This is a genomic window from Sphingorhabdus sp. 109 (genome assembly GCF_902506555.1).
Classification (GTDB): Bacteria; Pseudomonadota; Alphaproteobacteria; order Sphingomonadales; family Sphingomonadaceae; genus Parasphingorhabdus.
Genome location: NZ_LR732707.1, coordinates 2,628,770 through 2,651,544 on the forward strand (window position 1 = coordinate 2,628,770; position 22,775 = coordinate 2,651,544).

Genomic DNA, 22,775 nt, shown 5'->3' on the forward strand with positions numbered 1-22,775 from the left:
AGGACAAAAACGGCCAGGCGCCAAATCCCGGCCAGTGGCCAGCCCGTTCTAGTCCAGCGTCATCGCCTCGCTGATCAGCGATTCCGCCTCGATCAGCAACGCGTCGTCGGTTGCCCCCTGCGCAACATGTTCGCGCCCGATCATAACCAGCACCGGCACCGCCAGCGGACTGACCCGCTCCAGTTCGACATGGATGATCGACTCCGCCGCCCGGTCGAGCAGGTCGCCCAGTCTCCCGACATCGGTCATCCGCGCCCTCGCGTCTGCCCAGGCCGCCTGCATCAAAAGATGATCCGGCTCATATTTGCGGAGCACGTCGAAAATCAGGTCGGTCGAGAAGGTGACCTGCTTGCCGGTCTTGCGCTTGCCGGGATGCTGACGCTCGACCAGTCCGCTGATCACCGCGACCTCGCGAAAGGCGCGCTTGAGCAGATGCGAATTCTCGACCCAGTCGAAAAATTCCCCTTCCAATATGTCGGCGCTGAAAAGGGGACGGGGATTGGTCACCGGTTCGACGCTATAACAGGCCAGTGCGTAATCATTGGCGACAAAGCCGACCGGCTTGAGGCCGCGATCCTCCATCCGCCGGGTCAGCAGCATGCCGAGTGACTGGTGCGCATTCCAGCCCTCGAAACTGTAGCAGACCATATAATGCAGCTTCTTGTGCGGAAAGGTCTCGACCAGCAATTGCCCCGGCTCGGGCATGACCGAGCGATGGTCCTGCATCTCCAGCCATTCGCGCACATCATCGGGGAAGCGGGCCCAGCCGGCGCGGTCGGTCAGAAAGCCCCGAACCCGGTCGGACAAATGGGTGGTCAGCGGCAGCCGCGCGCCGCCATAGCTGGGGATCATTGCGGCTTTTTTGGCCGCGCGGACGATAACATCGCTGGCATCCATCTTGATCAGCTCGAGGCTCAGTCCGGCGAAGAAGAACGTGTCGCCGACCGATAGCATGGCGGCAAAGCCTTCCTCGACCTTGCCGAGATTGCGACCGTTCTTGAAGCGGACATTCATCATCGCCGCGTCGACGATGATCCCCGCATTCAGCCGGTGCTGGGCGGCGAATTTCGGATGGGTAAGGCTCCACACACCTTTTGCGTCACGCCGCAGCCGCTTGAATCTGTCATAGGCCTTGAGCGCATAGCCGCCGTCGCGGGTGAAGTTCAGCACCCGCTCGAACTGTTCTTTCGACAGGGCGCTATAAGGCAATGCGCTTTGCACCTCGTCGAGCAGATCATCCTCCTGAAACGGACCGGCGCAGGCGCAGCTCATAACGTGCTGGGCGAGCACGTCGAGACCGCCGGCGCGAAACGGCTCGCCGTCGCGGCGGCCTTCATTGACGGCATCAAGCGCCGCCTGCGCCTCGAGATATTCAAAGCGGTTGCCCGGTACGAGCAGGGCCTTGGACGAGACATCCAGACGGTGGTTGGCGCGGCCGATCCGCTGCAGCAGGCGCGAGGAGCCCTTGGGTGCGCCCATCTGGATCACGCAATCAATATCGCCCCAGTCGACCCCGAGGTCGAGCGAGGCGGTGCAGACCAGCGCTCGCATCTTCCCTGACGCCATGGCGTTTTCGACCTTGCGCCGGGCTTCCTTCGACAGGCTGCCGTGATGGACGCCGATGGCGAGCGTCTCGTCGTTGATGTTCCACAGCTGCTGGAACGTGAACTCGGCGAGAAACCGCGTGTTGCAGAAGATCAGGGTCATCCGGTTCTTGCGTATCTGCTCCATAACCTGCGGTATCGCATAAGTCCCGGCATGACCGGCCCAGGGCACCCGCACCAGATCGCCCTCGGGTGTCTCGGGCAGCATGATCGATACGTCGGCCGGCGCGCCCTCCGCGCCCAGCACATGGGTGACGGTATCGATATCGCCATTAGGCGCGAGCCAGGCGCGGAAATCGTCCGGCTCGGCCACCGTCGCGGACAGGGCGACCCGCTGCATCTCCGGGGCGATTTTTTGCAGCCGCGCCAGCGAGAGCGCGAGCAGGTCACCGCGCTTGCCGGTGGCAAAGGCGTGCACCTCGTCGATTACAACGCGCCGGAGACCCGCGAACAGGGCAAGGCTTTCCGGCTGGCTGAGCAGCAGGTTGAGCGATTCCGGTGTGGTCAGCAAAATCTGCGGCGGCTTTACCCGTTGCCGCGCCTTGCGATTGGCCGGCGTATCGCCACTGCGAGTCTCGACCGTGATCGGCAGGCCCATTTCCGCGATCGGCGTCAGCAGGTTGCGCTGCACATCGACGGCGAGCGCCTTGAGCGGCGAGATATAGAGCGTGTGGAGGTCGTGCCGTTCGTGTTGAGCCTGTCGAATCACCGGGCCGTGCGCCATCGATCCTGCGACGGGCTCGGGGCGAATGGATGTCGCTGTCTCGCCTTCAACCAGTTCCACCAGTGTCGGCAAGAAACCCGCCAGAGTCTTGCCCGCACCCGTCGGCGCCGTCAGCAGGGCATGACGTCCCGCCCGGGCCGCCTGGAGCATTGCCAGCTGGTGCGGCCGCACGCGCCAGCCGCGCGTGGCGAACCAGTCGCTCAGGATCGAGGGAATGTTGTCACGGGCCATTGCATCTGAATGGCGCTTCATTCCTGTTGTTTCAACTCCGCCATCAGTCCGAACAGCTGGACGACGTCCGGCGGGGTCATATCGCCGCTATATTCCCGGTAGAGCGTCGCGACATTGACCGCGATCCGCTCGCTGTCTCCCCAACTGGAAAAGTCGCCGAGCCGAATATCATGCGCCGCGTCGCGGACCGACAGGCCGGCGTCAAACCGCTTGCGCGCTTCCTGATCGATATAGCGCAAATAGTCCTGCACCCGCCGCACGCCATGGACATCGGTGATCGGACCGTGGCCGGGCACAATGGTCTCGGCCTTGAGATCGATGATCGTGTCGCAGGCGGCGATCCAGTTGGATACCGGTCCCGCCCACATGATCGGTGTCCCCTCGATGAACAATATGTCGCCGGTAAAGACGGTCCTGTCGTCCGGAACATGGACCAATATGTCACCGGCGGTATGCGCCGGGCCGACTTCGATCAGATCGACCGGCTTGTCGCCGACCTTCAGGCTGTGCCGACCGGTGAATGTCTGCGTCGGTGCTTTTTCCGCCACATCGGAGAAATCGAAACGGCCGAAAATATCGACCAGATATTGTCCTGCCGGTCCCATGGCCCGGGCCTGTTCCATGATCGCGGCCAGCGCGCTGGCCGGCAATTCCGCCATTTCGCGTGCGCTGGCTTCCGACGCGATCACTTCGGCTCGGGCGCAGCAGCCATTGCCGTGGGTATGGTCGCCATTGGCATGGGTGTTGACGATCACGCCGATATCGTCGGCGCCAACCCCGGCGGCATCAGCCATGACGCCCAGCATTTCGCGGGTCAGGCTGGCATCGAACAGCGTATCGACGAGCAGGGATTCGCCGCCGTCGCTGATCAGTCCGGCATTGGACCAGCCCCAGCCGCCATCGGGCTGCAGATAAGCGTAAATCCCGTTGCCGGTCTCGACCAGTCCTTTTTGAAAGGGAATTGACGTCATCGTTTCTCCACCCTCTGCACAATCCGGACGTCCACTGTTGCAGCTTTCAGGGGCTTTGAACAGATGTCCGTTTCTGCCGGAGAATATTGCCGGGATCGCGCCCGATCCTTGCCCGGTCTGCAATATTGCCGTATCTGCCGGTTGGAAAAATTTCAACGCGGTCGCCACGCCAGACCCAACAAGAGCGCCTAAGATGGATAACCGGACAATATCGAACAATCGCGTCGAATGGGGTTTCATGATCACGCTGCTGGTCATCATCTCGCTGGCCTTCGCGGTGTTGATCGAGCCTTTTTTCGGCGCTGTCGTCTGGGGCGTGGTCGTCGCGGTCCTGTTCCGGCCGGTCTACGAACGGCTGCTGGGCTACCTGCCCGACCGGACCAATCTGGTTGCCGCGATCACGCTGATTCTGATTCTCCTGCTGGTCATCGTCCCTACGATTTTGCTCGGCATGGCGCTGGCGCAGGAAGCGGCCACCATCTATCTGCGGATCCAAGAAGGGGAAATCGATTTCGGCGCTGTTTTTGCGGCCTTTGAAAATAGTCTGCCGCAATGGGTGCAGAACCAGCTCGCCGCTTATGGCTATGGCGATTTCGCCAGCATAAGGGCGGAAATCGAACAGTCGATATCCGCCATTCTCGAATTTCTGGTAACCCAGCTGCTCAGCGTCGGCCAAGGCGCCTTCCAGTTCATGCTCGCCCTTGGCGTCATGCTCTATCTAACCTTCTTCCTGCTGCGCGACGGCCGCGCGCTGAGCGACCGGATCGAACAGATGGTGCCGCTCGGAGAGGAAAAGCGGCGCATTCTGATGGAAAAATTCCTCGTGGTCATCCGCGCGACGATCAAGGGCAGCCTGATCATCGCGATCATCCAGGGCAGCCTCGGCGGCCTCGTCTTCTGGGCACTCGACATCCGCGGCGCCTTGTTATGGGCGGTATTGATGGGGATATTCTCGCTGATTCCGGCCATCGGCACGGGCTTTGTCTGGGTCCCGGTCGCCCTTTATCTGTTCATCACCGGTGATGTCTGGCAGGCCGTCGTTCTGGTGCTTTGCGGCGTGTTCGTGATCAGCATGGTCGACAATCTCGTCCGCCCGATCCTTGTCGGCCGCGACACGCGGATGCCCGACTATGTCGTGTTGATCTCGACGCTTGGCGGTCTGCAGCTGTTCGGGATCAACGGCATTGTCATCGGCCCCTTGGTAGCCGCTCTGTTCATCGCGATCTGGAGCATCTTCTCCGACATGCAGCAGGGTCAGGTGGAGCCGGAAAAAGTTAGCGAATAGTCGCGCGGCGCGCCGCTTCGTCCGCCATCGTCATCATCGACCGCGCATGGCGCAGCGCCACCGCATGATGGTCATGGCCATAGCCGCCCCCTAGCGCACTGGCGACGGCAATGCCGCGGTCACGGGCCTTGCGGATGACCATCCGGTCGCGCTGTTCGAGTCCGGAATCGGTGAGCGCCAGCCGGCCGAGCCGGTCATCGGCATGCGGGTCGACCCCTGCCTGATAGAGCAGCATGTCCGGGTTAAAGCACCCGAGAATGTCATCGAGCGCGCCATCCAGTATCGCCAGATAGGCCTCGTCTTCCACCGCATCGGGCAGCGCAATATCGCGGCTGGAGCGGGCCTTTCTGGTCGGGAAATTGCGTTCATTATGGATCGACAGGGTGAACACATCCTCGCGCCCGGCCAGCAATACGGCGGTGCCGTCGCCTTGGTGCACATCAAGATCGACAATCAATATCCGGCGCGCGTCGCCCTCCGCCAGCAGCCGGTTGGCGGCGATCGCCAGATCGTTGAACACGCAATAGCCGGCGCCGGTGTCGGCCAGCGCATGATGGCTGCCACCGGCGCTGTTCGCTGCATAGCCATGTTGGAGGGCCAGCCGCGCGGCCAGCCAGGTGCCGCCCGACGTATATTGCACACGGCTGGCAATCTCCGCGGACACCGGGAAGCCGATCCGCCGTTCTATTTCACGTGGAACAGTGGCGCTCAGCACCTGCTCGACATAGTCCGGGTCATGCACCGCCTCTATCCACTTTCGCTCCATCAGCACGGGCTGATGGGCCTGGTGCAGCGGCGCATGGTTCCGGATCGCCTCCATCACCAGCCGATATTTGTCAAAGACAAAGCTGCCGTTTGCCGGGCGTGGCGCGACATAATCGGGATGGTGGACAATGTGGAGCATGGATGAGCTAGCTACGCTTCTGCAGATGGTAGGTCAGCGCCATGGCGATACAATGTTTGACGGCCTCGACGGGCGGTTCTTCTTTGCTGTCAAACAGCACAGCGCGATTGCCGTCAAAGGTCAGTTCGTCATCATATAGCTGCCGGTAGCGTTCGACCAGATCGGTCTGGCAATGCACATAGAGCGCATATGTGTCCGGGGATTTCTTGTGCCGATGGATCCGCACGGTGGTGCCCGACCCGCTCGCCGCCGTCAGAAATGCCGGCTCTCCCCATTTGACCGTCTCTTCCAGCGGACCGATAGCCGGATTCTCGCGTGCGACCTCCAGCACCAACTGGCGGAGCTGCACCAGCCTTTCGGCCAGTGGTTCCGGAAAATCTTCCCAGGCGGAGCGCGTGGGTTCGGGAATTGCGTCTGTCATTCCGACTCATTATCAGCCGGCCGGGCTTTTTGTCACGCGCCCCGTATCAGCCGCCCCGGCCGCGCGCCTGTCGACTGGTCGAAGCGCCGGATGATCTCGCCGGATACGATGGTCGCATCATAGCCGGTGGCGCGCTGGTGCAGGCGTTGCCCGCCGGCCGGCAGATCGCGGACGATCTCCGGCAGATGCAATTGCAGCTTGTCGAGGTCGATCACATTGATATCCGCCTTTGCGCCAAGCTTGAGCAGGCCGCGCTGGTCCAGTCCGACCGCTTTGGCGGCCTTGTGCGACAGCATATGGATGGCTTCCGCCAGTTCAAAGCTCTCGGCTCCCGGATTGCGGACATATTGGGTCAGCAAATAGGTCGAGTAGCTGGCGTCACAAATCGCGCCATAATGGGCACCACCGTCGCCAAGGCCGGGGATGCAGTACGGGTGGCTGAGCATTTCATGGGCGCTGGCCAGCGTACCATTTTCATAATTGCCCAAAGCGGCGAGGAACAGGCCCTTGCCGTCGGTATCGAGCAGCCGGTCATAGGCGATCTCCTGCGGCGTGCAGCCCTTGGCCGCCGCCTGCCCGGCCATGCTCATCTCTTTTGGCGGCGCATAATCCGGCGGATTGTCGAGCGGGAACAGCCAGTTCCAGTCGCGGGCCAGTGCGTTGAACGGATGGCCGGGCTCGAATTCTTCGCTCAGCAGCGCCTCGCGCAAGTCCGGATCGTGCATCGCCGCAACCTGCTCCTCTATGGACAGGTCGGCAATCTTCGCCCAGCTCGGGCAGAGAATGAACGGATGGACGGTCAGCTCCAGCCCGGCGATCAGCCCGATCGGGCGCGGCATGATCTGGGCGGTGGCTTTGCCGCCATTCGCGTTGGTCGCCTCAATCATATCGAGAACCTTGCGCCAGCGCGGCGGGCCGTCATTGCCCGAGGCGAGCGTGAACGTCGCCGGCCGGCCGGAGCTTTCCACCACCCGCTCGATCACCTGATATTCCTTGTCCCAGCCGACAAAGGCATCGAGCACGACCTGAAAGGTTCCCGTGCCGGCATCCTTCATGCCGCCGCAGATCGCTTCCAGCTCGGCGACGTCCGCTTCAAATGTCGGAATGGAGCCGCCGTCGGCGGTCTTGTGAATCGACAGCCGCGAGGTGGCAAAGCCGATCGCTCCGGCTTCCATCGCTTCCCGCGCCAATTTGCGCATCATCGCCAGATCATCATCATTGGCCGGTTCGCGGGACGCACCGCGCGCGCCCATGGCATATACGCGCAAGGGGGAATGCGGCAGATAGGCCGCAATATCGATATCGCGCTTGCCCTTCTCGACCACGTCGAGATATTCAGGAAAAGTCTCCCAGCTCCACGGCAGGCCGTCGGCCATGACCACGCCGGGAATATCCTCGACGCCCTCCATCACATTGATCAGCATGTCGTGATCGTCCTTGCGGCACGGCGCGAAACCGACGCCGCAATTGCCCATGATCGCCGTGGTTACGCCGTGTGAAGACGACGGGCTGAGTTCTTCCGCCCAGATGCACTGGCCGTCATAATGGGTGTGGACATCGATAAAGCCGGGGGTGACGATTTTGCCCGTCGCGTCGATTTCTTCGCGACCGGTTCCGGGCACCTGCCCGATTGCCGCGATCCTGCCGTCGCTGACCGCGATATCGCCGTTAAAGAGATCACCGCCGCTGCCGTCGGCGATGGTGCCGCCGCGAATTACCAGATCATATATTTTGGTCATGTTTAAATTCACCCTCTCACAAGCTGAACGATGCCACCGATCAAGGTGCCAAGTACGAATATATAGATGGGCGGCATGCTGGCGTAGAGCCACAGCAACCGTTTTTCCGGCGCCCTGTGATAGCCCAGCGCATAGCCGACTCGCATGAACGGCCAGATCAATCCGATAGCCGCCGCCCAATAGGGGCTGACGACATAAGCGAACAGCCACAGGCCGGGCAGAAACAGCACCAGATGTTCCAGCGTGTTCTGATGTGCGCGGACATGGCGCTCATATTCGGGGGGGCCGCTATGCGATGGCGGCACGATCTTGAACCGGCCGCGCGCCAGGCCGGCCATCAGCAAAGTGAAATAATAAGCGAGCAAAGCCAAGGCGCTGACAGTCGCCACATAAATATACGGGTCCATTATGCCCTAATCCCCATCCCTTTTTCAGACTGTCCTGAACGATCGGGTCGAGCCTGGCCATAGTGCATTTCGATAAGAAACGGCTGCCGGGGAGAGTTCGCGAACCACCTTCTTGCGGCACAGTCTCGTCTGTGGCGGTTGGTGAGCTTGATTCCGGTCGATTGGGCAGCAATGCCAAACCAAATATTGGGAATATTCCCCACTACTCGGTATCTATCAAGTTTTCCTTTCGGGATTCATTGATCTAAGATCTTGAAATATTTCAATATTTTGAAACTGGCACGCCCCGTGCAAAGCTGTTGGCATCTTCGCTAACAACCCGTTTCGAAGGCCTGAATTTAAGAAAAGGAATGAAAAATGTTGAACGTAAATATCCAGAACCACGTCGTCGCCGCCGTTGCCGCTCTTTTCTCCGCTGCTGTCCTGGTTTCCGCCAGCGTTGGTCCTGCGGTTCAGAGTAGCGCTGCCCTGATCGCATAAATCCCGCCCACCGGAAGGAACAAAACATGCCCCGCTTCACATTTCGTCAGGAAATCGCCGTCGGTTTCGCCGCTCTTGTCTGTTCGGCCATATCCGTGATCAGTTCCATTGGTCCCGCGACAAATGGCAGCCTTTCGACTTTCATCTGATAGCCGCAGGCCGGTGACAATCACGCGAGGGAGCAAACGGAAGTCAGTGTCCGACGCTTTCCCCGCGCTCCAGCCCCGACAAGGCCAGCTGTTCGTCAATCTGTGCCATCAACCGGTCGAGCCCGTCCTGTGATTTGGCTTCGGCCCGGGCGACCAGCACATCCTGGGTATTGCTTGCCCGCAGCAGCCACCAGCCGTCGTCGGTATTGACCCGCGCGCCGTCGGTGTCGTTGACATCGGCGCGGCTGGCCGAAAGCCGCTCCAAAATTTCGTCGATCACCGCGAACTTGCGACTCTCGTCGACCTGAAAGCGCATTTCCGGCGTGTTGATCATATCCACCATATCGCTGCGCAGTTGCGTCACGCTCTTGCCGATGTTGGTTGCCGCCTGAATCAGCCGGATCGCGGCATAAGGCGCGTCGTCGAAACCGTAATAATCATGCTTGAAAAAAACATGGCCGCTCATTTCGCCGGCTAGAGGCGAACCGGTTTCCTTCATCTTCGACTTGATCAGGCTGTGGCCGGTTTTCCACATCAATGGCTTGCCACCGCATTCCGAGATCCGGTCATAGAGTGCCTGCGAGGCCTTGACGTCCGCAATGATCGTCGCGCCGGGTTCGCTCTTCAGCACATCCTCGGCATAGATTTGCAGCAACTGGTCGCCCCAGATCACCCGACCCTCGCCGTCGATCGCGCCAATGCGGTCGCCGTCGCCGTCAAAGGCCACGCCAAAGTCGAGGCCTTTCTCCGCAACCAGTGCCTTCAGGTCGGCGAGATTCTTTTCCTCGGTCGGATCGGGATGATGGTTGGGGAAGGACCCGTCGACATCGGTGAAGAGCAGATGATGCTCGCCGGCGCCGCGATCGCCGAGCAGTTTCGTCAGCTTCTCGATCACCGGTCCGGCAGCGCCGTTACCGCAATCCCATCCGACCTTGAACGCACCGCCGGTGAAATTCTTCAGCAGGCGTTCGACATATTCGTCCTCGATATCGATCCGCTCCAACGTACCCGTTCCGCTGTCCCAGTCTCCGCTGGCTGCCATCGTGCCCAGTCCCAGAATGTCGGCGCCGAAAAAGGGGCGGCCCTGAAACACCATTTTAAAGCCGTTATAATTGGCCGGATTGTGACTTCCGGTAATCATTATGCCGCCCTGGACCGTTTTCAGTACAGATTCGGCATAATAAAGCATCGGAGTGGGGCCCATTCCGACAGAAATGGCATTGATTCCGGCATCATTGAGGCCGCGGACAAGAGCCTCTTCCAACATCGGCGAACTGTCGCGACCATCAAATCCGGTTGCCACCGCCGTCCCGCCATCGCGCGCGATCAGGGTTCCGAAACCCCGGCCTATCGCATAGGCATCCTCCGCTCCCAGCGTCTCGCCGATAATGCCGCGAATATCATATTCGCGCAGGGAAGTGGGATGGAATTGATGGGATGTCGGAGCGGTCATGGTCATCGCCTTGATTGGTTGGACTGGCCTTTGTTTCTAAGGCGCAGTTTCCTGAAAATCCAGCGATAGTGACAAAATGTGACGGGTGGGCTACCGGCGCGAAGATGCTTCCAATTCTTCCAATAATATGTCGCGCGCCCGGTTGATCATCTTGGCCAGCTGCTCGTCCCCGCCATTGTCGGGATGATGTTCGGCCAGCCGTTCTTTCCAGGCTGCTTTGATCTCGACAAAGCCCGCCTCATCGCTGACGCCCAGTAGAGACCGCGCCCGGTCCAGCTCGAAATTGCGCGGCTTGCGCTTCGGCTCTTCCGCATCACGTGCCGGGATCAAGATCCGCCAGCCGCTCAGAAACGCCGCACCGGCGAGCATCGCGCCGCCCATGATCCAGCTGCCGCCGCGCAGGAAATTCGCGCCCAGCAACGCGACCACGAGCGCCAGCCATTGGTTGGCGGTCATCGTCTTGGCTTTGCCCGAAAGCACCAGCCAGGCCAGAATCGCGCCGCCAAAGATCAGCAACGGCGTCATCCGTCAGGCCACCAGCTTGGGTTTCGAACGGGTTGCCGCTGTGTCGGCGGCGATCTGATCCGCGGTCTGCGGCAGTGCCAGATGCTTGATGAGTTCGCGCAATTCCTGGCGCGCGGCCAGATGACTGGTGGCAAGCCGGCCGAGATATTTCTTGTCGAGCATGGTCAGGCCGGCCGGAAAAAGCTCGCGGTAGATCACCCGCTCGCTGAGGCCGGGAATGATGCGAAAGCCGACTCTCTGCGACAATTCGCCGAGTGCCGCGACGATTCTTTTCATATTATGCGCTTCGACATATTGCGTCCGGTTGCGCAGCAATACCCAGTCGATTGTCGTGCCGTCCGCCTTGGCCCGCGCCTTGCGTGCATCCCAGATCAGTTCCGCATAAAAGCTGAGCTTGCGGACCTTGTAGGTTTCCGGATCGACCTGTCCGATCAGGTCAAAATCGACAAAGCTGTCGTTGATCGGGGTGACCAGCGTATTGGCTCTTGTCGCTACGAAACGGGCGAACTTGTCATCGCGACCCGGCGTGTCGAACAGGAGAAAATCGACATTTTCCGCCATTTGTGCGATCATCTGCTCGAGGCGGGCCAGATTGTCCTCCTCGAACACCTCATAAAAGGGGCGCGGGATATCGATGTTCAGGCGCTGCATCGTCGCGTCCCGATTTTCCAGATAGCGATAGGATGTTCGCTGACGCGGATCGAGATCGATGATCCCGACCTTATGTCCCTGATAGGCCAGGGCAACGGCGACATGGACTGCGGTGGTCGACTTCCCGGTCCCGCCCTTTTCGTTGGCGAAGACAATATGATACGCACTGCTGGTCACGGTCTGATCCATACCCCCTGTTGTTGGCCCTTGCGAACGATGAATTACCGTCCCATAGCCTACACGAGCCTGACTGAAAAATCTAAACGCAAAGAAATTTCCATGCAAATTGTTCGACAGCTTGACCCGCTGCGGGACGCTTTGGCGGCGTTTCGCAAAACCGGAACCAGGATCGGGCTGGTCCCGACCATGGGCGCTCTGCACGCCGGGCATATGCGGCTGGTGGAAACGGCGATGGAGCAATGTGACACGGTGGTCGCGTCAATCTTCGTCAATCCGACCCAGTTCGGCGAGGGCGAAGATCTGGACGCCTATCCGCGTCAGGAAGCCGCCGATGCGGCTCTGCTGGAGGCTGCGGGGGTAAAGCTGCTGTGGGCGCCCACGGCCGATCAGGTCTATCCGGACGGTTATGCCACCCATGTCAGTGTCGGCGGTATCAGCGATGGTTTATGCGGTGCAGCGCGTCCGGGCCATTTTGACGGTGTCGCCACTGTGGTGGCAAAACTGTTCAACCAGGTCCGCCCCGATGCCGCTTATTTCGGAGAGAAAGACTATCAACAGCTTGCCGTGATCCGCCGGATGGCGCGCGATCTGGATTTCACCCATGATATTGTCGGCGTGCCGACCGTCCGTGATCCCGACGGGCTGGCCCTGTCCTCGCGCAACGCCTATCTGACCGAAGAGCAGAGAGCCAATGCGGTGGCCCTGCCCGATGCCATGCGGGAAGCGGCCAATGCGATCGCGGCGGGCGGCAATATCGCCGATATATTGGAGGGTGCGAAGGCCAGAATACGCGCTTCCGGCTTTCACAAAATAGATTATTTCGAGCTTCGCGATGCCAATCGGCTGACAATTCTCGATATTTTTAGCAAACCCGCCCGTCTTTTCGCCGCCGCCCATATCGGCAGGACGCGGTTGATCGACAATATCCCTGTTTCCTAGGCTTGCAGCGCCGTCCGGTTAACCAAATAAATCGGTAAAACTCGCTGATTTCGCGGGCTTTTGACGCAGTAAAACCGGATTGTTGCGATTCGCGTTAACCATTTCTTTAGGACATTGCGGTGAAAGTTGGCCTGTCGCCAGGAAATGCGGCAACAGGAACAGGGACTGACGATATGGGCAACAGCATGAAAAGCGCGGCCTTTCTGATAGAAAGCCGCCTCGCCGAGGCATCGCATGGTAGCAGCAACGCATATTTTGATCTGGGGGTGATCTATTCCACCGGTTCGGATGGCGTCGAGGTCGATTTGATCGAAGCGCACAAATGGTTCAACCTGGCGGCATTGTCCGGCCATGACGAAAGCAAGATCTGTCGCGCAGAAATCTCGCTTGATATGACAGCGCGGGAAATTGCCGAAGCGCAGCGGGAAGCGCGCAGTTGGCTGCAGGAATGCTCGCGCCGCGCAGCCTGACGCTAGCCGGTTTTCTTGAATGGCCCCATTTCGGCCAGAAATTCGATATCGGCAGCAACCGCCTGCCGCTCGCGTTCGAGATAGTCTGCAATTGCCGAACGAAATCCCGGATCGACGATATAATGAGCTGACCAAGTCGGCACCGGCTGATAGCCCCGCGCCAGCTTGTGGTTGCCCTGCGCTCCGGCCTCGACCGTTTTCAGTCCGCGTGCGATCGCCGCATCGATTGCCTGATAATAGCAAATCTCGAAATGCAGGAACGGGATGTTGCGCGTGCAGCCCCAATAGCGTCCGTATAGTGTGTCTTCACCAATGACATTGAGAGCCCCCGCCACCGGAACGCCCTCCTGCATTGCAAATATCAGCAGCAGCTTCTCACCCATCTTCTGCTGCAGCAGGTCAAAGGCTTCGCGGGTCAGATAGGGCTGCCCCCATTTGCGCATCCCGGTATCCTGATAAAATTCCCAGAAATAGTCCCAGTGATGCGGCTGGATTTCGTCTCCTGACAGATGGGCTATGTCCACTTCTTCCTGGGCCTTGGCTCGTTCCCGGCGGATCGCCTTGCGTTTCCGGGAAGACAATGCGTCTAGAAAGTTATCGAAGCTCTGATAGCCGTCATTGCGCCAGTGGAACTGGCTGTCGGTCCGGATCATCCACCCGGCTTCGCAAAAATAGCCGAGCTGGTCCTCGCTGACAAAAGTCGCATGAACCGAAGAAATTCCGTTATTTTCTGCCAGCTGCTCGGCCGCCCGCAACAGCGGCACCGCGAGGGATTGGTCACGCAACAGCAGGCGCGGGCCTGGCACCGGCGAAAAAGGCGCGGCGATCTGGATCTTGGGATAATATTGGCCGCCGGCATTTTCATAGGCATGGGCCCATTGCTGGTCGAAAATATACTCGCCCTGGCTGTGCGACTTGAGATAGCCGGGCAGGCAGGCGGCGATTTCTCCTGCAGCATCCTCGATGACGATGGGCAGCGGTTTCCAGCCGGTACCCGGGCCGACGCTTCCCGATTCTTCCATTGCGGACAGAAATGCGTGCGAGACAAAAGGATTGGCGGATCCTGCGCAGGCATCCCACTGGTCAGCCGGCAGGCTGGCGATATCGCCGGCAGCACGTGCGAAAATTTCGCTGGCGGTGGGTGGCGTGACGGGCATGCTGTTCAGGTCTCCGGGATCTCGTATACCGGTTCGTCTGCATAGAGGGCGGCGGTTTGTTCCTGCTGGGCGGATCGCACCGTCCAGCTGACGATGGGCAGGCCCCGCGCCCGCTGGGCCGCGGCAAAACGGGACGGCAGATCGCGAATATCATAAGCCAGAAAATCGGGCTTTGCGGCCCAGAGATTGCGGTGGCGCGCGATCCGGCCCCGCCAGTTTCTGCTACCCTCTTCGGTAACCACCAGACCGCGGACGATATGACCGGCATTTTTGCGAAACCAGACACCGACCAGCGGGTTGAAAGACATGATCGCTGCTTGACCGCCATAGCCTTCCAGCGCCCGGCGTACCGAAAGACATAGCGGTCCGACCCGCCTGTTTCGTGACTTGATTTCTATCAGGACCGGGACCCGTCCGCCGATTTGGGCAAGGGTTTCGCGCAGACGCGGAATCTTGCCATGGCCGTCATTGAGCTGGATCCGGTCAATATCGTCGGCCCGCAAGTTGCCTATCCGGCCGCTCTGGCCCGTCAGCCGGTCCAGTTCATAGTCATGGAAGACAAAGGCGCGGCCATCTTCGGCGGCCTGGACGTCGCATTCAATTCCGTGACCCAACTGGATCGCGGCCTCGAAGGCGGCGGGACTGTTTTCCAGTACGCCCCTTCCGTGCAGACCCCGATGCGCGTAGGGCTGGCCTTTGAGAAATGCCACCCGTCCGGCCGCCGGAGCCGGCGCAAGCATATTGTCTAGCAGCGCTCCGATCACTCGGGTTTCAGAGCAATGATGGCATCAACCTCGACCGCGACACCGAGCGGCAGCGAAGCCACACCCACAGCGCTTCTGGCATGCTGTCCGGCGGCTCCGAAAATCACTTCCATCATATCCGAACAACCGTTGGCGACCTTGGGATGGTCGGTATAGTCCGCGGTGCTGTTGACGAAGACCCCGAGCTTGACGATCCGGTCCACCCGATCGAGTGATCCGGCCGCTCGCTTGATTTGCGCCGCGATCATCAGCGCGCAGGCCTTGGCGGCCTGTTGCCCGTCTTCGAGCGACATATCGTCACCCAGCCGGCCGGTGATCAGCTTGCCGTCGTGCATGGAGACCTGTCCGCTGATGTGGAGCATGCCATCCACTTCGATGGCGGGAACATAAGAGGCAACCGGGGCTGCCGGTGTCGGCAATTCAATGCCCTTGGCGATCAGGGCTTTTTCAATATTGTCAGTCATAAGGCAAAACTCTCACGCATGGTTGGCAGGGTCAAGCTCTTGCGATGGCAAGTCCATCGCTGGAGCCGGTACAGCATTGTCAAATATGTCAGAAATCCAGGCCGTAGCCTCGGCCCACCGATCAATCCGGGCGTGGGCGGCCGGGTTGGTGGTGACATGTCTGGCCATGATCGGTTCACCGACCATTTGCAGGCGCCATACGTCGGGTGCATGTTTGGCGACGCTGCCGTGCTGGTGACCCAGATCATCGACAAAAACAGTCACGCTGGGCTCATATTTCGCGAGAATGCCGGCCAGCAGTTCACCCTTGCCGCCCTGGTTGGTATAGACGGGAAAATCGATGCCGACGGCCTTGAGCTGCTCGGCGCGGGCTTCGCGGCGGTCATCGAGCAGATTGGTCAGGATCACGACATCGGCGATTTCACCGAGCCTGTTGATCGATTCAACCGCGCCCTCGATCGCGCCCTGCCGGTGCATTTCATTGTCGAAAAACTCTTTCAGCATCGGCCAGATCTGTTCCGGCAATACCTGGGTCCCATCATGTTTATGGCGCAGGGCATTGGCGAAATTATTGCCGTTTTCCAGGTCGAAATGGATATGCTTGTCACTGTCCAGCCATTGCTGGAACGGGACCACCATGTGCAGCAGGACTTCGTCGCAATCGCTGATCAGAAGCGGCTTGTTACTCATAAAAGTCTCCGGAAGAGTTTAAATGCTGCGCTGCTGCAGCGAGTTTTGCGGGGGCGACCCCGATAGCGTCGGCGCAGGCGACAAGATCGGGTTCGTGATTGGCGAGAAAACCGAGCAGTGATGACAGCATTGTCGGGTCTTCGAGTCCCGACCGCAGTTCGCGGGGATCGAGGCCGGTCAGGGCGAGCAGTCGCTCGGCGCGATCCTGATCCTGCAGCACCCATCCGAGCGCCTGCAAGGCGATGATTTCATTATCCGGGATTTCACTATCCGGCCCGAGATTGGGATTTGTTTCCATTGCCGCTTTCGCCTAATGGTTTGCCAGCAAGTTTGAAAGGGCAAATCCGGCTGTGGCAAAAAGAGTATTGGTGGTTGAGGATAATGAATTGAACCTCAAGCTATTCTGTGATCTGCTACGGGCCCACGGTTTTGTTGTCGAGCCGGTCAGCGATGGCCGTGAAGTGCTCGAAAAGGCGCGAAGCTTCGTGCCGAATCTGATCGTCATGGATATCCAGTTGCCGCATGTCAGCGGTCTGGAGCTGATCGAGCAGATCAAGAAAGACGGGCAGCTCAAGATCATACCGATCATGGCCGTCACCGCTTATGCCGGCAAGGGGGACGAGGACCGGATTTTGAGTGCCGGGGCAGAGGCTTATGTCTCAAAGCCGATATCGGTCGCGAAATTCATCGAATCGGTGCAGAAAGTTCTGCACCGCTAAAGACTGGCCAAAGCCGGATTATTTGATTTTGGCTTCTTTGAATTCGACATGCTTCCGGACAATCGGATCATATTTGCGCTGCACCATCTTTTCGGTAAGATTCCGCGGGTTCTTGCGGGTTACGTAGAAAAAGCCTGTGTCCGCCGTGCTGACGAGTTTGATCTTTACATTGGCTGGTTTCGCCATGGTGCATTCCTTAAGGCAGAAGCTGAAATAAAAACAGCGACGCTATCGGGCGCCGCATTCGTTCCCGCGCTAATGGTGAAAAGCCCGATGAATGTCAAGAAAAAGCCTTCGGGGTTGCGAAGGTAGCAAACTCTGCTCCGTTTACGACTATTTAACCATGTTTTTGCATGGTTGGATGCAATCAGGGACAGTGCCATGAATCATGATCAAAACCCATTTGTACAGACGGAAATGCTGAATTTGCTTGATGACTTGCGGCCAGAGCTGGCCATTCGTCATCCAATGCAATTTCTCATGCATCTCGATCATGTGCGGCAGAAAGCGACAGAGCACGAGCTGTTGGCGCTTCGCGATCTCAGCTGTGCGCTGGAGAGCGCATTGCAGCCGGCCATCGCAAATGGCGGCGCCGGAACCATCGTTCGTTCCTATCTCGAAGCGATGCGCGCGACACTCGATATGGGCGAGATAAACCCGGCGATGACCGAAGCGCTGCTGGCCAATGTTGCGCTGCGTCTTGGCGGTCAGGCCTGACGCCGGCAAAGTGGATGCGTTTCTAACTTCGCTTTTTGCGCTGGCCGTCGCCGAATTCGGCGACCGGCCACAGATATTATGCGCCGCACTGGCGATACGATACGGCCGGCTTTCGCCGGTCGTCTGGGGGCTCGGGCTTGCCACGCTCTGCAATTGCATGATTTCCGCCATCGCCGGATCGACGGTTCATCGCTGGATCAGCGAAGACGCCCTGCAGCTCTTCTATGCTCTGTCGCTGCTATTGGCGGGGGTCGGCATGGTGGCCTGGCGGCGGCCGGTCGACTTGTTGGAAGCGTGGCGCTTCGGTCCCTTCTGGACGTCTTTTCTGGGATTGTTCATTCTGCAACTTGGCGACAAGGGCCAATTTGTACTGATGGCCACTGCCGCGCGGACCGACATGGCGGCATTCGCTGCAGTTGGCGGCTGGATCGGGGTGATGATTGCCTGCCTGCCCGCTATATTATTCCCCCGACAGCTGGCAGAGCATGTCCCGATGGTGCCGATCCGATATGCCGGTGGCGTCGGCTTTCTGGTCGTCGGTACGATTCTGGCGCTCGGTGCGTGGGGCATAATCTGATGTCGCCAAATCGATATTGTCAATCTTAGATAGTAATTCTTCCCGTTTTATCGATCGGTCAATCAGTCGTAAGAGTCATTTCATAACGTGGTGATTCCGACAAAGGAGATTGAAGATGACGACAGGTGACAATGCAAAAAAAGCCGTAGCCGAGGCACTGAATGGAATATTGGCTGACAGCTTTGCCCTTTATCTCAAGACCAAAAACTTTCACTGGCATGTTTCGGGGCCCCATTTCCGCGACTATCATCTGATGTTCGAAGAACATGCGGCGCAGATACTCGCTACTACTGATCTGATCGCCGAACGGGTCCGCAAGAACGGGCACCGGACCCTCACCTCGATTGGCGATATCGCCCGGCGCCAAAGTCTTTCCGACAATGATGATGCGAAGGTGACAGCACCGGATATGCTCGAAGAGTTGCGCGCCGATAATCTGAAGCTGGTCGAAACGCTGCGCGAAGCAAAGGAACTGGCAGGAGAAGCGGGTGATAATGCTACCGATGGCATGCTCGACGACTGGACCGATCAGGCCGAAGAGCGGGCTTGGTTCCTGTTCGAGATCGCACAGAAAGATTAGGCAGGGCGAATCGCTCGGCGACGGACCGGATTGAACGCGCCCGTCTGACAATATTTTCGCCGCTCGTTTGCTTCGGTAGGCGGGCGGCGCAGTTTTTCTGGCCCGAATCCAGACATTTCTGTTGCCAAATCATCACATATGTAACCAAAATTTCCATGTTTGCCTCCGGAAAGGCCCGTAAATCCGTCGATTTCGTAATCAAAGTTCACGATTTGGTAAATTTCGCTTTGATTCACATCGCAAAAGCAAGCACAGTAACAACAGGGGTCTATTCTAATCTATTATTTCAAGGGGCATTCTTCGATGAACAAGAATTTCGGACATTCCAAAAGATCGGTACTTTTGCGTACAGCCGCGGCTGGAGCAATTGCGACGCTCGCACTGGCAACCCCGGCACAGGCCATTGTGCCGAATGACAATTATACCCCGGCAGATATCAGCGATCCGGAAGACAGTGTGAACGGTATCGGTCATTTTTTCCGGACCGATGGTTTTGTCTGTACCGGTACGCTAATCAACCCGCGTGCGGTTCTGTTTGCTGCGCACTGCGTCAACGACTTGCCGGAAACTGATTATGACACCAATGGCGCAATCCAATCCGCTTTTTCCTTTAGCGGCAATTCGCTTCCGGGGTTCATAGACTGGATCAACAATGGATATGCATCCAACCCGGATTTATTTGTGTATAATATCAGCCAGATCGCCTACAATCCCGATTCCCTGGTTGATCCTAACGCTTTTGGTTTTCTCGAGGGCGATATTGCCGTAGCCACCTTGTCTGATCCGGCCGCTAATATACCCACTTGGGCATTGCTGTTTTCCCCGCTTCCCGATCCGGGTGAAATTGATGATGTCGACGGGACCGGCTATCATGTGAAAATTTCCGGCTATGGCCGTAGCGGCAGTGGTACAGCAGGCGATACCTTTGGTATCGACTGGCGTCGGAAATCAGCCGAAAATATGCTCGGTGCGCTGACCTCATTTGATGCTAGAAACAACTTCTTGTTCGGTAGTCCTTTCGGGGATCTGCCACAGGTGTTGTACCGGCTTGATTTTGACGATCCAGACAAAACCAATGAATTTGATTTCAACCTTTACAAAGACGAGCCCCTCGAAGTCGAAGGCACAACTGCCGGAGGTGACTCCGGTGGCCCGCTGATCCTTGATGCCGCGAACAACAGCCTGTCGACAGAAGATTTGCAGATCGGTGTTCTTTCGGGAGGATCGCGCTTTTTTGGAGGGCAGGTTTTCAGTTCTTACGGTACGGAAAGCTTTTACCAGCCGCTGTTCCTGTTTGCTGATTATATCGCGGCTGTGAACCCCTATCGCTATGTCAGCGCAAAAGCGGGTGACGGCGACTGGGAAGATGCCACCCACTGGCAAACCGATCTTGATCCGGCCTATCGCATCATTGATGAAAACGGCAATGTCGTAAACGGTTTCCCTGACACCCAATCCGGTGGCGTCGATCAGTCAACGCCGCAATTTGGTGAAGTCTGTTTCGATCCTGAGGGTGATAATCTCGGAGATGAATGCCTTGATTTGGCGACCGGTACCGGAACACCGCCGGTACGCAATACGCCTACCCCGACGCCATCGCCTACGGCAACGCCAGGCTCTTCCATCGGTGTAGCCCAGATACCGAACGCGCAAGCCGTTTCGCCGACCGGTGAAGCGCAGGCTTCTGCAACCGCCGTGCAAGCGGCAGGCTCGCCTCAGTTCCTTGCCAGTGCCGCCATTCGCGGCGAAGGCATGATCGTTGAAAATATTGCTATCAGCAGTGGCGCAACGATCGTCGAGGATATTGCAATCAGTGGCGGCGCGACTCCGGTCGGCGAGATTGCCATTAACGGCGGTGCGACTCCGGTTGCTATTACCGCCAATGGCGGACCGGAGGGTGCGGAAGAAACCCCTCAGGCCGAAGGCGATCCGCTTCCGGATCCGACGCTCGACAACGGACTTGCCGGAGCAACCGATTTTGTGCCGGATAATATAGATGCCGACGTCGCAAATGGCGTTAATGCTCGCTATTTCGAGGTGACGCTCAGTCAGACGGGTACCACGTCGTTGAACAGCGATGTCACGATTGACCGACTGAATGTTGGTGGCACCGCCGGACTGATGATCAATAGCGGCGCAAGTCTTTCCGCACTGATCGACGTCAACCAGACCGCCGGTCGTATTGCCGTCGACGGGACGCTGAACAGTGTGGGTGACTATTCGCTGTTCTCCGGTCTGCTTTCAGGGTCCGGCACGATCAATGCGCCGTTCCTGACCAATATTGCGGGTGGCATTGCCCCCGGTACGGTTGGCACGATCGGAACCTTGACGGTGAATGGAAACGCAATCCTGTCATCCGGTTCGACCCTGATGATCGACATTGGCGCATCCGGGGATTCTGATCTTCTGGCAGTAAGCGAAGAAGCCAATATCGGTGGCACGGTTGTGTTTTCACCGATTGATGGTTTCCAGACGGTAACCCCCAGCACCTACCGCATTGTAACAGCGGCTGGCGGCGTTACCGATGAGTTTGATGGTGCGGCACAGATTTCGGCGATTCTGCTTTCGGAATTCAGCTATAGTGCGAACGCTGTCGACGTGACTATCAGTGCCCAGAGCTATCAGAATGTTGTCGATGCGGGTAATCCGGTTCAGACCAGCTTTGCCGATCTGATGGACAACAACCGCGGCAATGCGGCCGTTGCTGATCTGTTCACCTTCCTCGACTTTACCGATGCCGGTACCATCCAGGCGACCTTTGACAGCTGGGCTCCAACCACGGAGTCTACGGTTCAGGCCATGGGACAGGCTTTTCTCGGCAATGTTTCCGATTTCTACCAGAACAGAATCAGTCTTGCCGACCGTTCCTCGAACGGCGGCACGATCGCTGTAATCGGTCGTCCGATGCAACTGGCGGCCACTTCGCTGGGCGGTCTCGCGGTGAATGGAGCCAGCGCTCTGAGCGACGCTGCTGCCAATGCGGATGACACCGAAATCCGTTCCGGTGATGTCAACGAGAACATGGCGGTCTATCTCGCCGGTGGTTTTGTGAATGGTGATGGCGGTTCCATGCCACTCACCAATCCTGCACAGGGCTCTGACGGCGAAGACGAATTCGACGGCTTCTTCATCTCGGGTGGTCTCGAATATTATTTCGACGAAGCATCGTTCCTCGGTATCTCGGCCTATTATTCGGATGTCGATGCAACGGTTGCTCTAGGCAATTCCGCGCAATCCAAGGCGATCATGGGTTCGATCTATGGCCGGAAGGCAATGTCCGGCGGCCTGGTTCTCGATGGTCGGGCGACGCTGGGTACCTATAATGCGGAAACGTTGCGTTCCGTGTCGCTAGGCACCCAATCGTTCAGCCTGACAACCGACGACGACAGCATGGTATATGCAGCCGAGCTTGGATTGTCGAAAGAGATGGAACTGAACGATGTGATCGCGGCACCAGGCATTCGGGCTCGCGCGGCCAAGATCAACTTCAGCAACGTGAGCGAACAGGGCGGCGGACCGGCTTTGACGATCATCCGTCCCGACTATAGCAGCATTCAGGGACTGGCCGGTATCGAGTTCAAGTCCAAGCCGGGTCGCAAGCTGCAGATGCGCGCATCCATGAATTATGTCCATGAATTCGAGAATAATCCGAACAGCTTCGGAGCGAATTTCGTTGGTGGAAATGGTGCTGTGGCTCCGTTTGCGCTGGCCGGACGCGACAAGGACTGGGGCGAGGTCGGCATCGGCTTGCGCTACAATATGGGCAATGTCTCGTTTGATCTTTCCGCCGATTCTACCGTCGGCCGGTCGGATGTTTCCAGCCAGGTCTATTCGGGTGCAATCAGCTTCCGCTTCTAACGGTTTGACATTTAGAAAAGCCCGCCGGAGAAATCCGGCGGGCTTTTCTGTGTTCGGCTGCTTTTGCGGATCCGGCACGGCCTCTCCAGTGCAAAAAAAATGGCGGGACAATGCCC

At 58.5% G+C, this 22,775-nt stretch carries 25 protein-coding genes; 10 read left to right on the forward strand and 15 right to left on the reverse strand.

Annotated elements, in window-relative coordinates; all coding sequences use genetic code 11:
- Positions 1 to 48: 48 nt before the first annotated feature.
- Both BOSE62_RS12355 and BOSE62_RS12360 read right to left on the reverse strand, forming a co-directional pair.
- Positions 49 to 2,559 (reverse strand): ligase-associated DNA damage response DEXH box helicase, encoded by a 2,511-nt coding sequence (locus BOSE62_RS12355; RefSeq protein ID WP_159648035.1) that lies wholly within the window; start codon positions 2,557 to 2,559, stop codon positions 49 to 51.
- A gap of 17 nt (positions 2,560 to 2,576) precedes the next feature.
- A complete protein-coding gene (locus BOSE62_RS12360) occupies positions 2,577 to 3,686 on the reverse strand; it encodes an MBL fold metallo-hydrolase (RefSeq protein WP_236554009.1) in 1,110 nt (369 codons plus the stop codon).
- Between the two features lie 37 nt (positions 3,687 to 3,723).
- Between BOSE62_RS12360 and BOSE62_RS12365 the strand changes: the two genes are divergently transcribed.
- Positions 3,724 to 4,815 (forward strand): AI-2E family transporter, encoded by a 1,092-nt coding sequence (locus BOSE62_RS12365; RefSeq protein ID WP_159646672.1) that lies wholly within the window; start codon positions 3,724 to 3,726, stop codon positions 4,813 to 4,815.
- Here BOSE62_RS12365 and BOSE62_RS12370 read toward each other — a convergent pair.
- Genes BOSE62_RS12370 through BOSE62_RS12385 form a run of 4 tightly spaced genes read right to left on the reverse strand, consistent with a single transcriptional unit; the run spans position 4,805 to position 8,286 of the window.
- A complete protein-coding gene (locus tag BOSE62_RS12370; protein WP_159646674.1) occupies positions 4,805 to 5,719 on the reverse strand; it encodes a histone deacetylase family protein in 915 nt (304 codons plus the stop codon). The genes BOSE62_RS12365 and BOSE62_RS12370 overlap by 11 nt on opposite strands.
- Before the next feature lie 7 nt (positions 5,720 to 5,726).
- On the reverse strand, positions 5,727 to 6,140 hold the full coding sequence (locus BOSE62_RS12375) for a DUF1801 domain-containing protein (protein WP_159646676.1): 414 nt from the start codon (positions 6,138 to 6,140) through the stop codon (positions 5,727 to 5,729).
- 32 nt (positions 6,141 to 6,172) lie between these two features.
- The gene (locus BOSE62_RS12380; protein ID WP_159646678.1) at positions 6,173 to 7,879 is read right to left on the reverse strand and encodes an N-acyl-D-amino-acid deacylase family protein; all 1,707 of its coding nucleotides are present in this window, start codon (positions 7,877 to 7,879) and stop codon (positions 6,173 to 6,175) included.
- An 8-nt stretch (positions 7,880 to 7,887) separates the two neighbouring features.
- Complete coding sequence (locus BOSE62_RS12385; protein WP_159646680.1) at positions 7,888 to 8,286, reverse strand: MAPEG family protein; 399 nt, start codon at positions 8,284 to 8,286, stop codon at positions 7,888 to 7,890.
- 357 nt (positions 8,287 to 8,643) lie between these two features.
- Between BOSE62_RS12385 and BOSE62_RS17535 the strand changes: the two genes are divergently transcribed.
- Together BOSE62_RS17535 and BOSE62_RS17540 are read left to right on the forward strand one after the other, a co-directional pair.
- The gene (locus tag BOSE62_RS17535; protein WP_268893906.1) at positions 8,644 to 8,766 is read left to right on the forward strand and encodes a hypothetical protein; all 123 of its coding nucleotides are present in this window, start codon (positions 8,644 to 8,646) and stop codon (positions 8,764 to 8,766) included.
- 26 nt (positions 8,767 to 8,792) lie between these two features.
- Positions 8,793 to 8,915, forward strand: a complete 123-nt coding sequence (locus BOSE62_RS17540) for a hypothetical protein (protein ID WP_268893907.1) — start codon at positions 8,793 to 8,795, stop codon at positions 8,913 to 8,915.
- A gap of 43 nt (positions 8,916 to 8,958) precedes the next feature.
- On the opposite strand, the gene pgmG is transcribed toward BOSE62_RS17540, so the two are convergent.
- The 3 genes from pgmG to BOSE62_RS12400 form a co-directional block, all read right to left on the reverse strand.
- Positions 8,959 to 10,368 carry a phosphoglucomutase/phosphomannomutase PgmG gene (gene pgmG / locus BOSE62_RS12390; protein WP_159646682.1) on the reverse strand — a complete coding sequence of 470 codons (1,410 nt, stop codon included), beginning with the start codon at positions 10,366 to 10,368 and terminating at the stop codon, positions 8,959 to 8,961.
- A 90-nt stretch (positions 10,369 to 10,458) separates the two neighbouring features.
- Positions 10,459 to 10,893 (reverse strand): J domain-containing protein, encoded by a 435-nt coding sequence (locus BOSE62_RS12395; RefSeq protein WP_159646684.1) that lies wholly within the window; start codon positions 10,891 to 10,893, stop codon positions 10,459 to 10,461.
- Between the two features lie 3 nt (positions 10,894 to 10,896).
- Positions 10,897 to 11,733, reverse strand: a complete 837-nt coding sequence (locus BOSE62_RS12400; RefSeq protein WP_159646686.1) for a division plane positioning ATPase MipZ — start codon at positions 11,731 to 11,733, stop codon at positions 10,897 to 10,899.
- A 90-nt stretch (positions 11,734 to 11,823) separates the two neighbouring features.
- Here BOSE62_RS12400 and panC point away from each other — a divergent pair, with 90 nt between their 5' ends.
- Positions 11,824 to 12,663, forward strand: coding sequence for a pantoate--beta-alanine ligase (panC, locus tag BOSE62_RS12405; protein WP_159646688.1), 840 nt, complete (start codon positions 11,824 to 11,826; stop codon positions 12,661 to 12,663).
- Between the two features lie 173 nt (positions 12,664 to 12,836).
- On the forward strand, positions 12,837 to 13,133 hold the full coding sequence (locus BOSE62_RS12410) for an SEL1-like repeat protein (protein WP_159646690.1): 297 nt from the start codon (positions 12,837 to 12,839) through the stop codon (positions 13,131 to 13,133).
- A gap of 2 nt (positions 13,134 to 13,135) precedes the next feature.
- On the opposite strand, the gene BOSE62_RS12415 is transcribed toward BOSE62_RS12410, so the two are convergent.
- From BOSE62_RS12415 to BOSE62_RS12435, 5 genes are read right to left on the reverse strand one after another with little or no spacing between them, the layout of a single operon-like run.
- Entirely contained in the window at positions 13,136 to 14,290 is a 1,155-nt protein-coding gene (locus BOSE62_RS12415; protein WP_159646692.1) for a GNAT family N-acetyltransferase, read from the reverse strand.
- A 5-nt stretch (positions 14,291 to 14,295) separates the two neighbouring features.
- On the reverse strand, positions 14,296 to 15,030 hold the full coding sequence (locus tag BOSE62_RS12420; RefSeq protein ID WP_236554013.1) for a glycerophosphodiester phosphodiesterase family protein: 735 nt from the start codon (positions 15,028 to 15,030) through the stop codon (positions 14,296 to 14,298).
- A 20-nt stretch (positions 15,031 to 15,050) separates the two neighbouring features.
- A complete protein-coding gene (locus BOSE62_RS12425) occupies positions 15,051 to 15,518 on the reverse strand; it encodes a RidA family protein (RefSeq protein WP_159646695.1) in 468 nt (155 codons plus the stop codon).
- Between the two features lie 12 nt (positions 15,519 to 15,530).
- A complete protein-coding gene (locus BOSE62_RS12430) occupies positions 15,531 to 16,208 on the reverse strand; it encodes an HAD family hydrolase (RefSeq protein WP_159646697.1) in 678 nt (225 codons plus the stop codon).
- A complete protein-coding gene (locus BOSE62_RS12435) occupies positions 16,201 to 16,506 on the reverse strand; it encodes a DUF3572 domain-containing protein (protein WP_159646699.1) in 306 nt (101 codons plus the stop codon). The genes BOSE62_RS12430 and BOSE62_RS12435 overlap by 8 nt, the downstream gene beginning before the upstream one ends.
- 52 nt (positions 16,507 to 16,558) lie before the next feature.
- Here BOSE62_RS12435 and BOSE62_RS12440 point away from each other — a divergent pair, with 52 nt between their 5' ends.
- Complete coding sequence (locus BOSE62_RS12440) at positions 16,559 to 16,927, forward strand: response regulator (RefSeq protein ID WP_089133587.1); 369 nt, start codon at positions 16,559 to 16,561, stop codon at positions 16,925 to 16,927.
- 18 nt (positions 16,928 to 16,945) lie between these two features.
- Here the strand turns inward: BOSE62_RS12440 and rpmG are convergent, their stop codons facing one another.
- Positions 16,946 to 17,113, reverse strand: coding sequence for a 50S ribosomal protein L33 (rpmG, locus tag BOSE62_RS12445; RefSeq protein WP_108811670.1), 168 nt, complete (start codon positions 17,111 to 17,113; stop codon positions 16,946 to 16,948).
- Between the two features lie 195 nt (positions 17,114 to 17,308).
- Here rpmG and BOSE62_RS12450 point away from each other — a divergent pair, with 195 nt between their 5' ends.
- The 4 genes from BOSE62_RS12450 to BOSE62_RS12465 all read left to right on the forward strand — a co-directional run bounded on the left by BOSE62_RS12450 (position 17,309) and on the right by BOSE62_RS12465 (position 22,659).
- Positions 17,309 to 17,644: a hypothetical protein gene (locus tag BOSE62_RS12450; protein WP_159646701.1), complete on the forward strand. Its 336-nt coding sequence runs from the start codon at positions 17,309 to 17,311 to the stop codon at positions 17,642 to 17,644.
- Between the two features lie 10 nt (positions 17,645 to 17,654).
- Positions 17,655 to 18,221 carry a TMEM165/GDT1 family protein gene (locus BOSE62_RS12455; protein ID WP_159646702.1) on the forward strand — a complete coding sequence of 189 codons (567 nt, stop codon included), beginning with the start codon at positions 17,655 to 17,657 and terminating at the stop codon, positions 18,219 to 18,221.
- 115 nt (positions 18,222 to 18,336) lie between these two features.
- Positions 18,337 to 18,801, forward strand: a complete 465-nt coding sequence (locus BOSE62_RS12460) for a Dps family protein (protein WP_159646704.1) — start codon at positions 18,337 to 18,339, stop codon at positions 18,799 to 18,801.
- Positions 18,802 to 19,143: 342 nt separating this feature from the next.
- Positions 19,144 to 22,659 (forward strand): autotransporter domain-containing protein, encoded by a 3,516-nt coding sequence (locus BOSE62_RS12465; RefSeq protein WP_159646706.1) that lies wholly within the window; start codon positions 19,144 to 19,146, stop codon positions 22,657 to 22,659.
- The last annotated feature ends 116 nt before the right edge of the window (positions 22,660 to 22,775 follow it).

Coding starts and splice junctions, on each gene's coding strand:
- BOSE62_RS12375 (WP_159646676.1), bottom strand. CDS start 6,140: ATGACAGACGCAATTCCCGAACCCACGCGCTCCGCCTGGGAAGATTTT.
- BOSE62_RS12435 (WP_159646699.1), bottom strand. CDS start 16,506: ATGGAAACAAATCCCAATCTCGGGCCGGATAGTGAAATCCCGGATAAT.
- rpmG (WP_108811670.1), bottom strand. CDS start 17,113: ATGGCGAAACCAGCCAATGTAAAGATCAAACTCGTCAGCACGGCGGAC.
- BOSE62_RS12425 (WP_159646695.1), bottom strand. CDS start 15,518: ATGACTGACAATATTGAAAAAGCCCTGATCGCCAAGGGCATTGAATTG.
- BOSE62_RS17535 (WP_268893906.1), top strand. CDS start 8,644: ATGTTGAACGTAAATATCCAGAACCACGTCGTCGCCGCCGTTGCCGCT.
- BOSE62_RS12400 (WP_159646686.1), bottom strand. CDS start 11,733: ATGGATCAGACCGTGACCAGCAGTGCGTATCATATTGTCTTCGCCAAC.
- panC (WP_159646688.1), top strand. CDS start 11,824: ATGCAAATTGTTCGACAGCTTGACCCGCTGCGGGACGCTTTGGCGGCG.
- BOSE62_RS12385 (WP_159646680.1), bottom strand. CDS start 8,286: ATGGACCCGTATATTTATGTGGCGACTGTCAGCGCCTTGGCTTTGCTC.
- BOSE62_RS12460 (WP_159646704.1), top strand. CDS start 18,337: ATGACGACAGGTGACAATGCAAAAAAAGCCGTAGCCGAGGCACTGAAT.
- pgmG (WP_159646682.1), bottom strand. CDS start 10,368: ATGACCGCTCCGACATCCCATCAATTCCATCCCACTTCCCTGCGCGAA.
- BOSE62_RS12410 (WP_159646690.1), top strand. CDS start 12,837: ATGGGCAACAGCATGAAAAGCGCGGCCTTTCTGATAGAAAGCCGCCTC.
- BOSE62_RS12420 (WP_236554013.1), bottom strand. CDS start 15,030: ATGCTTGCGCCGGCTCCGGCGGCCGGACGGGTGGCATTTCTCAAAGGC.
- BOSE62_RS17540 (WP_268893907.1), top strand. CDS start 8,793: ATGCCCCGCTTCACATTTCGTCAGGAAATCGCCGTCGGTTTCGCCGCT.
- BOSE62_RS12395 (WP_159646684.1), bottom strand. CDS start 10,893: ATGACGCCGTTGCTGATCTTTGGCGGCGCGATTCTGGCCTGGCTGGTG.
- BOSE62_RS12380 (WP_159646678.1), bottom strand. CDS start 7,879: ATGACCAAAATATATGATCTGGTAATTCGCGGCGGCACCATCGCCGAC.
- BOSE62_RS12370 (WP_159646674.1), bottom strand. CDS start 5,719: ATGCTCCACATTGTCCACCATCCCGATTATGTCGCGCCACGCCCGGCA.
- BOSE62_RS12430 (WP_159646697.1), bottom strand. CDS start 16,208: ATGAGTAACAAGCCGCTTCTGATCAGCGATTGCGACGAAGTCCTGCTG.
- BOSE62_RS12365 (WP_159646672.1), top strand. CDS start 3,724: ATGGATAACCGGACAATATCGAACAATCGCGTCGAATGGGGTTTCATG.
- BOSE62_RS12415 (WP_159646692.1), bottom strand. CDS start 14,290: ATGCCCGTCACGCCACCCACCGCCAGCGAAATTTTCGCACGTGCTGCC.
- BOSE62_RS12355 (WP_159648035.1), bottom strand. CDS start 2,559: ATGGCCCGTGACAACATTCCCTCGATCCTGAGCGACTGGTTCGCCACG.
- BOSE62_RS12450 (WP_159646701.1), top strand. CDS start 17,309: ATGAATCATGATCAAAACCCATTTGTACAGACGGAAATGCTGAATTTG.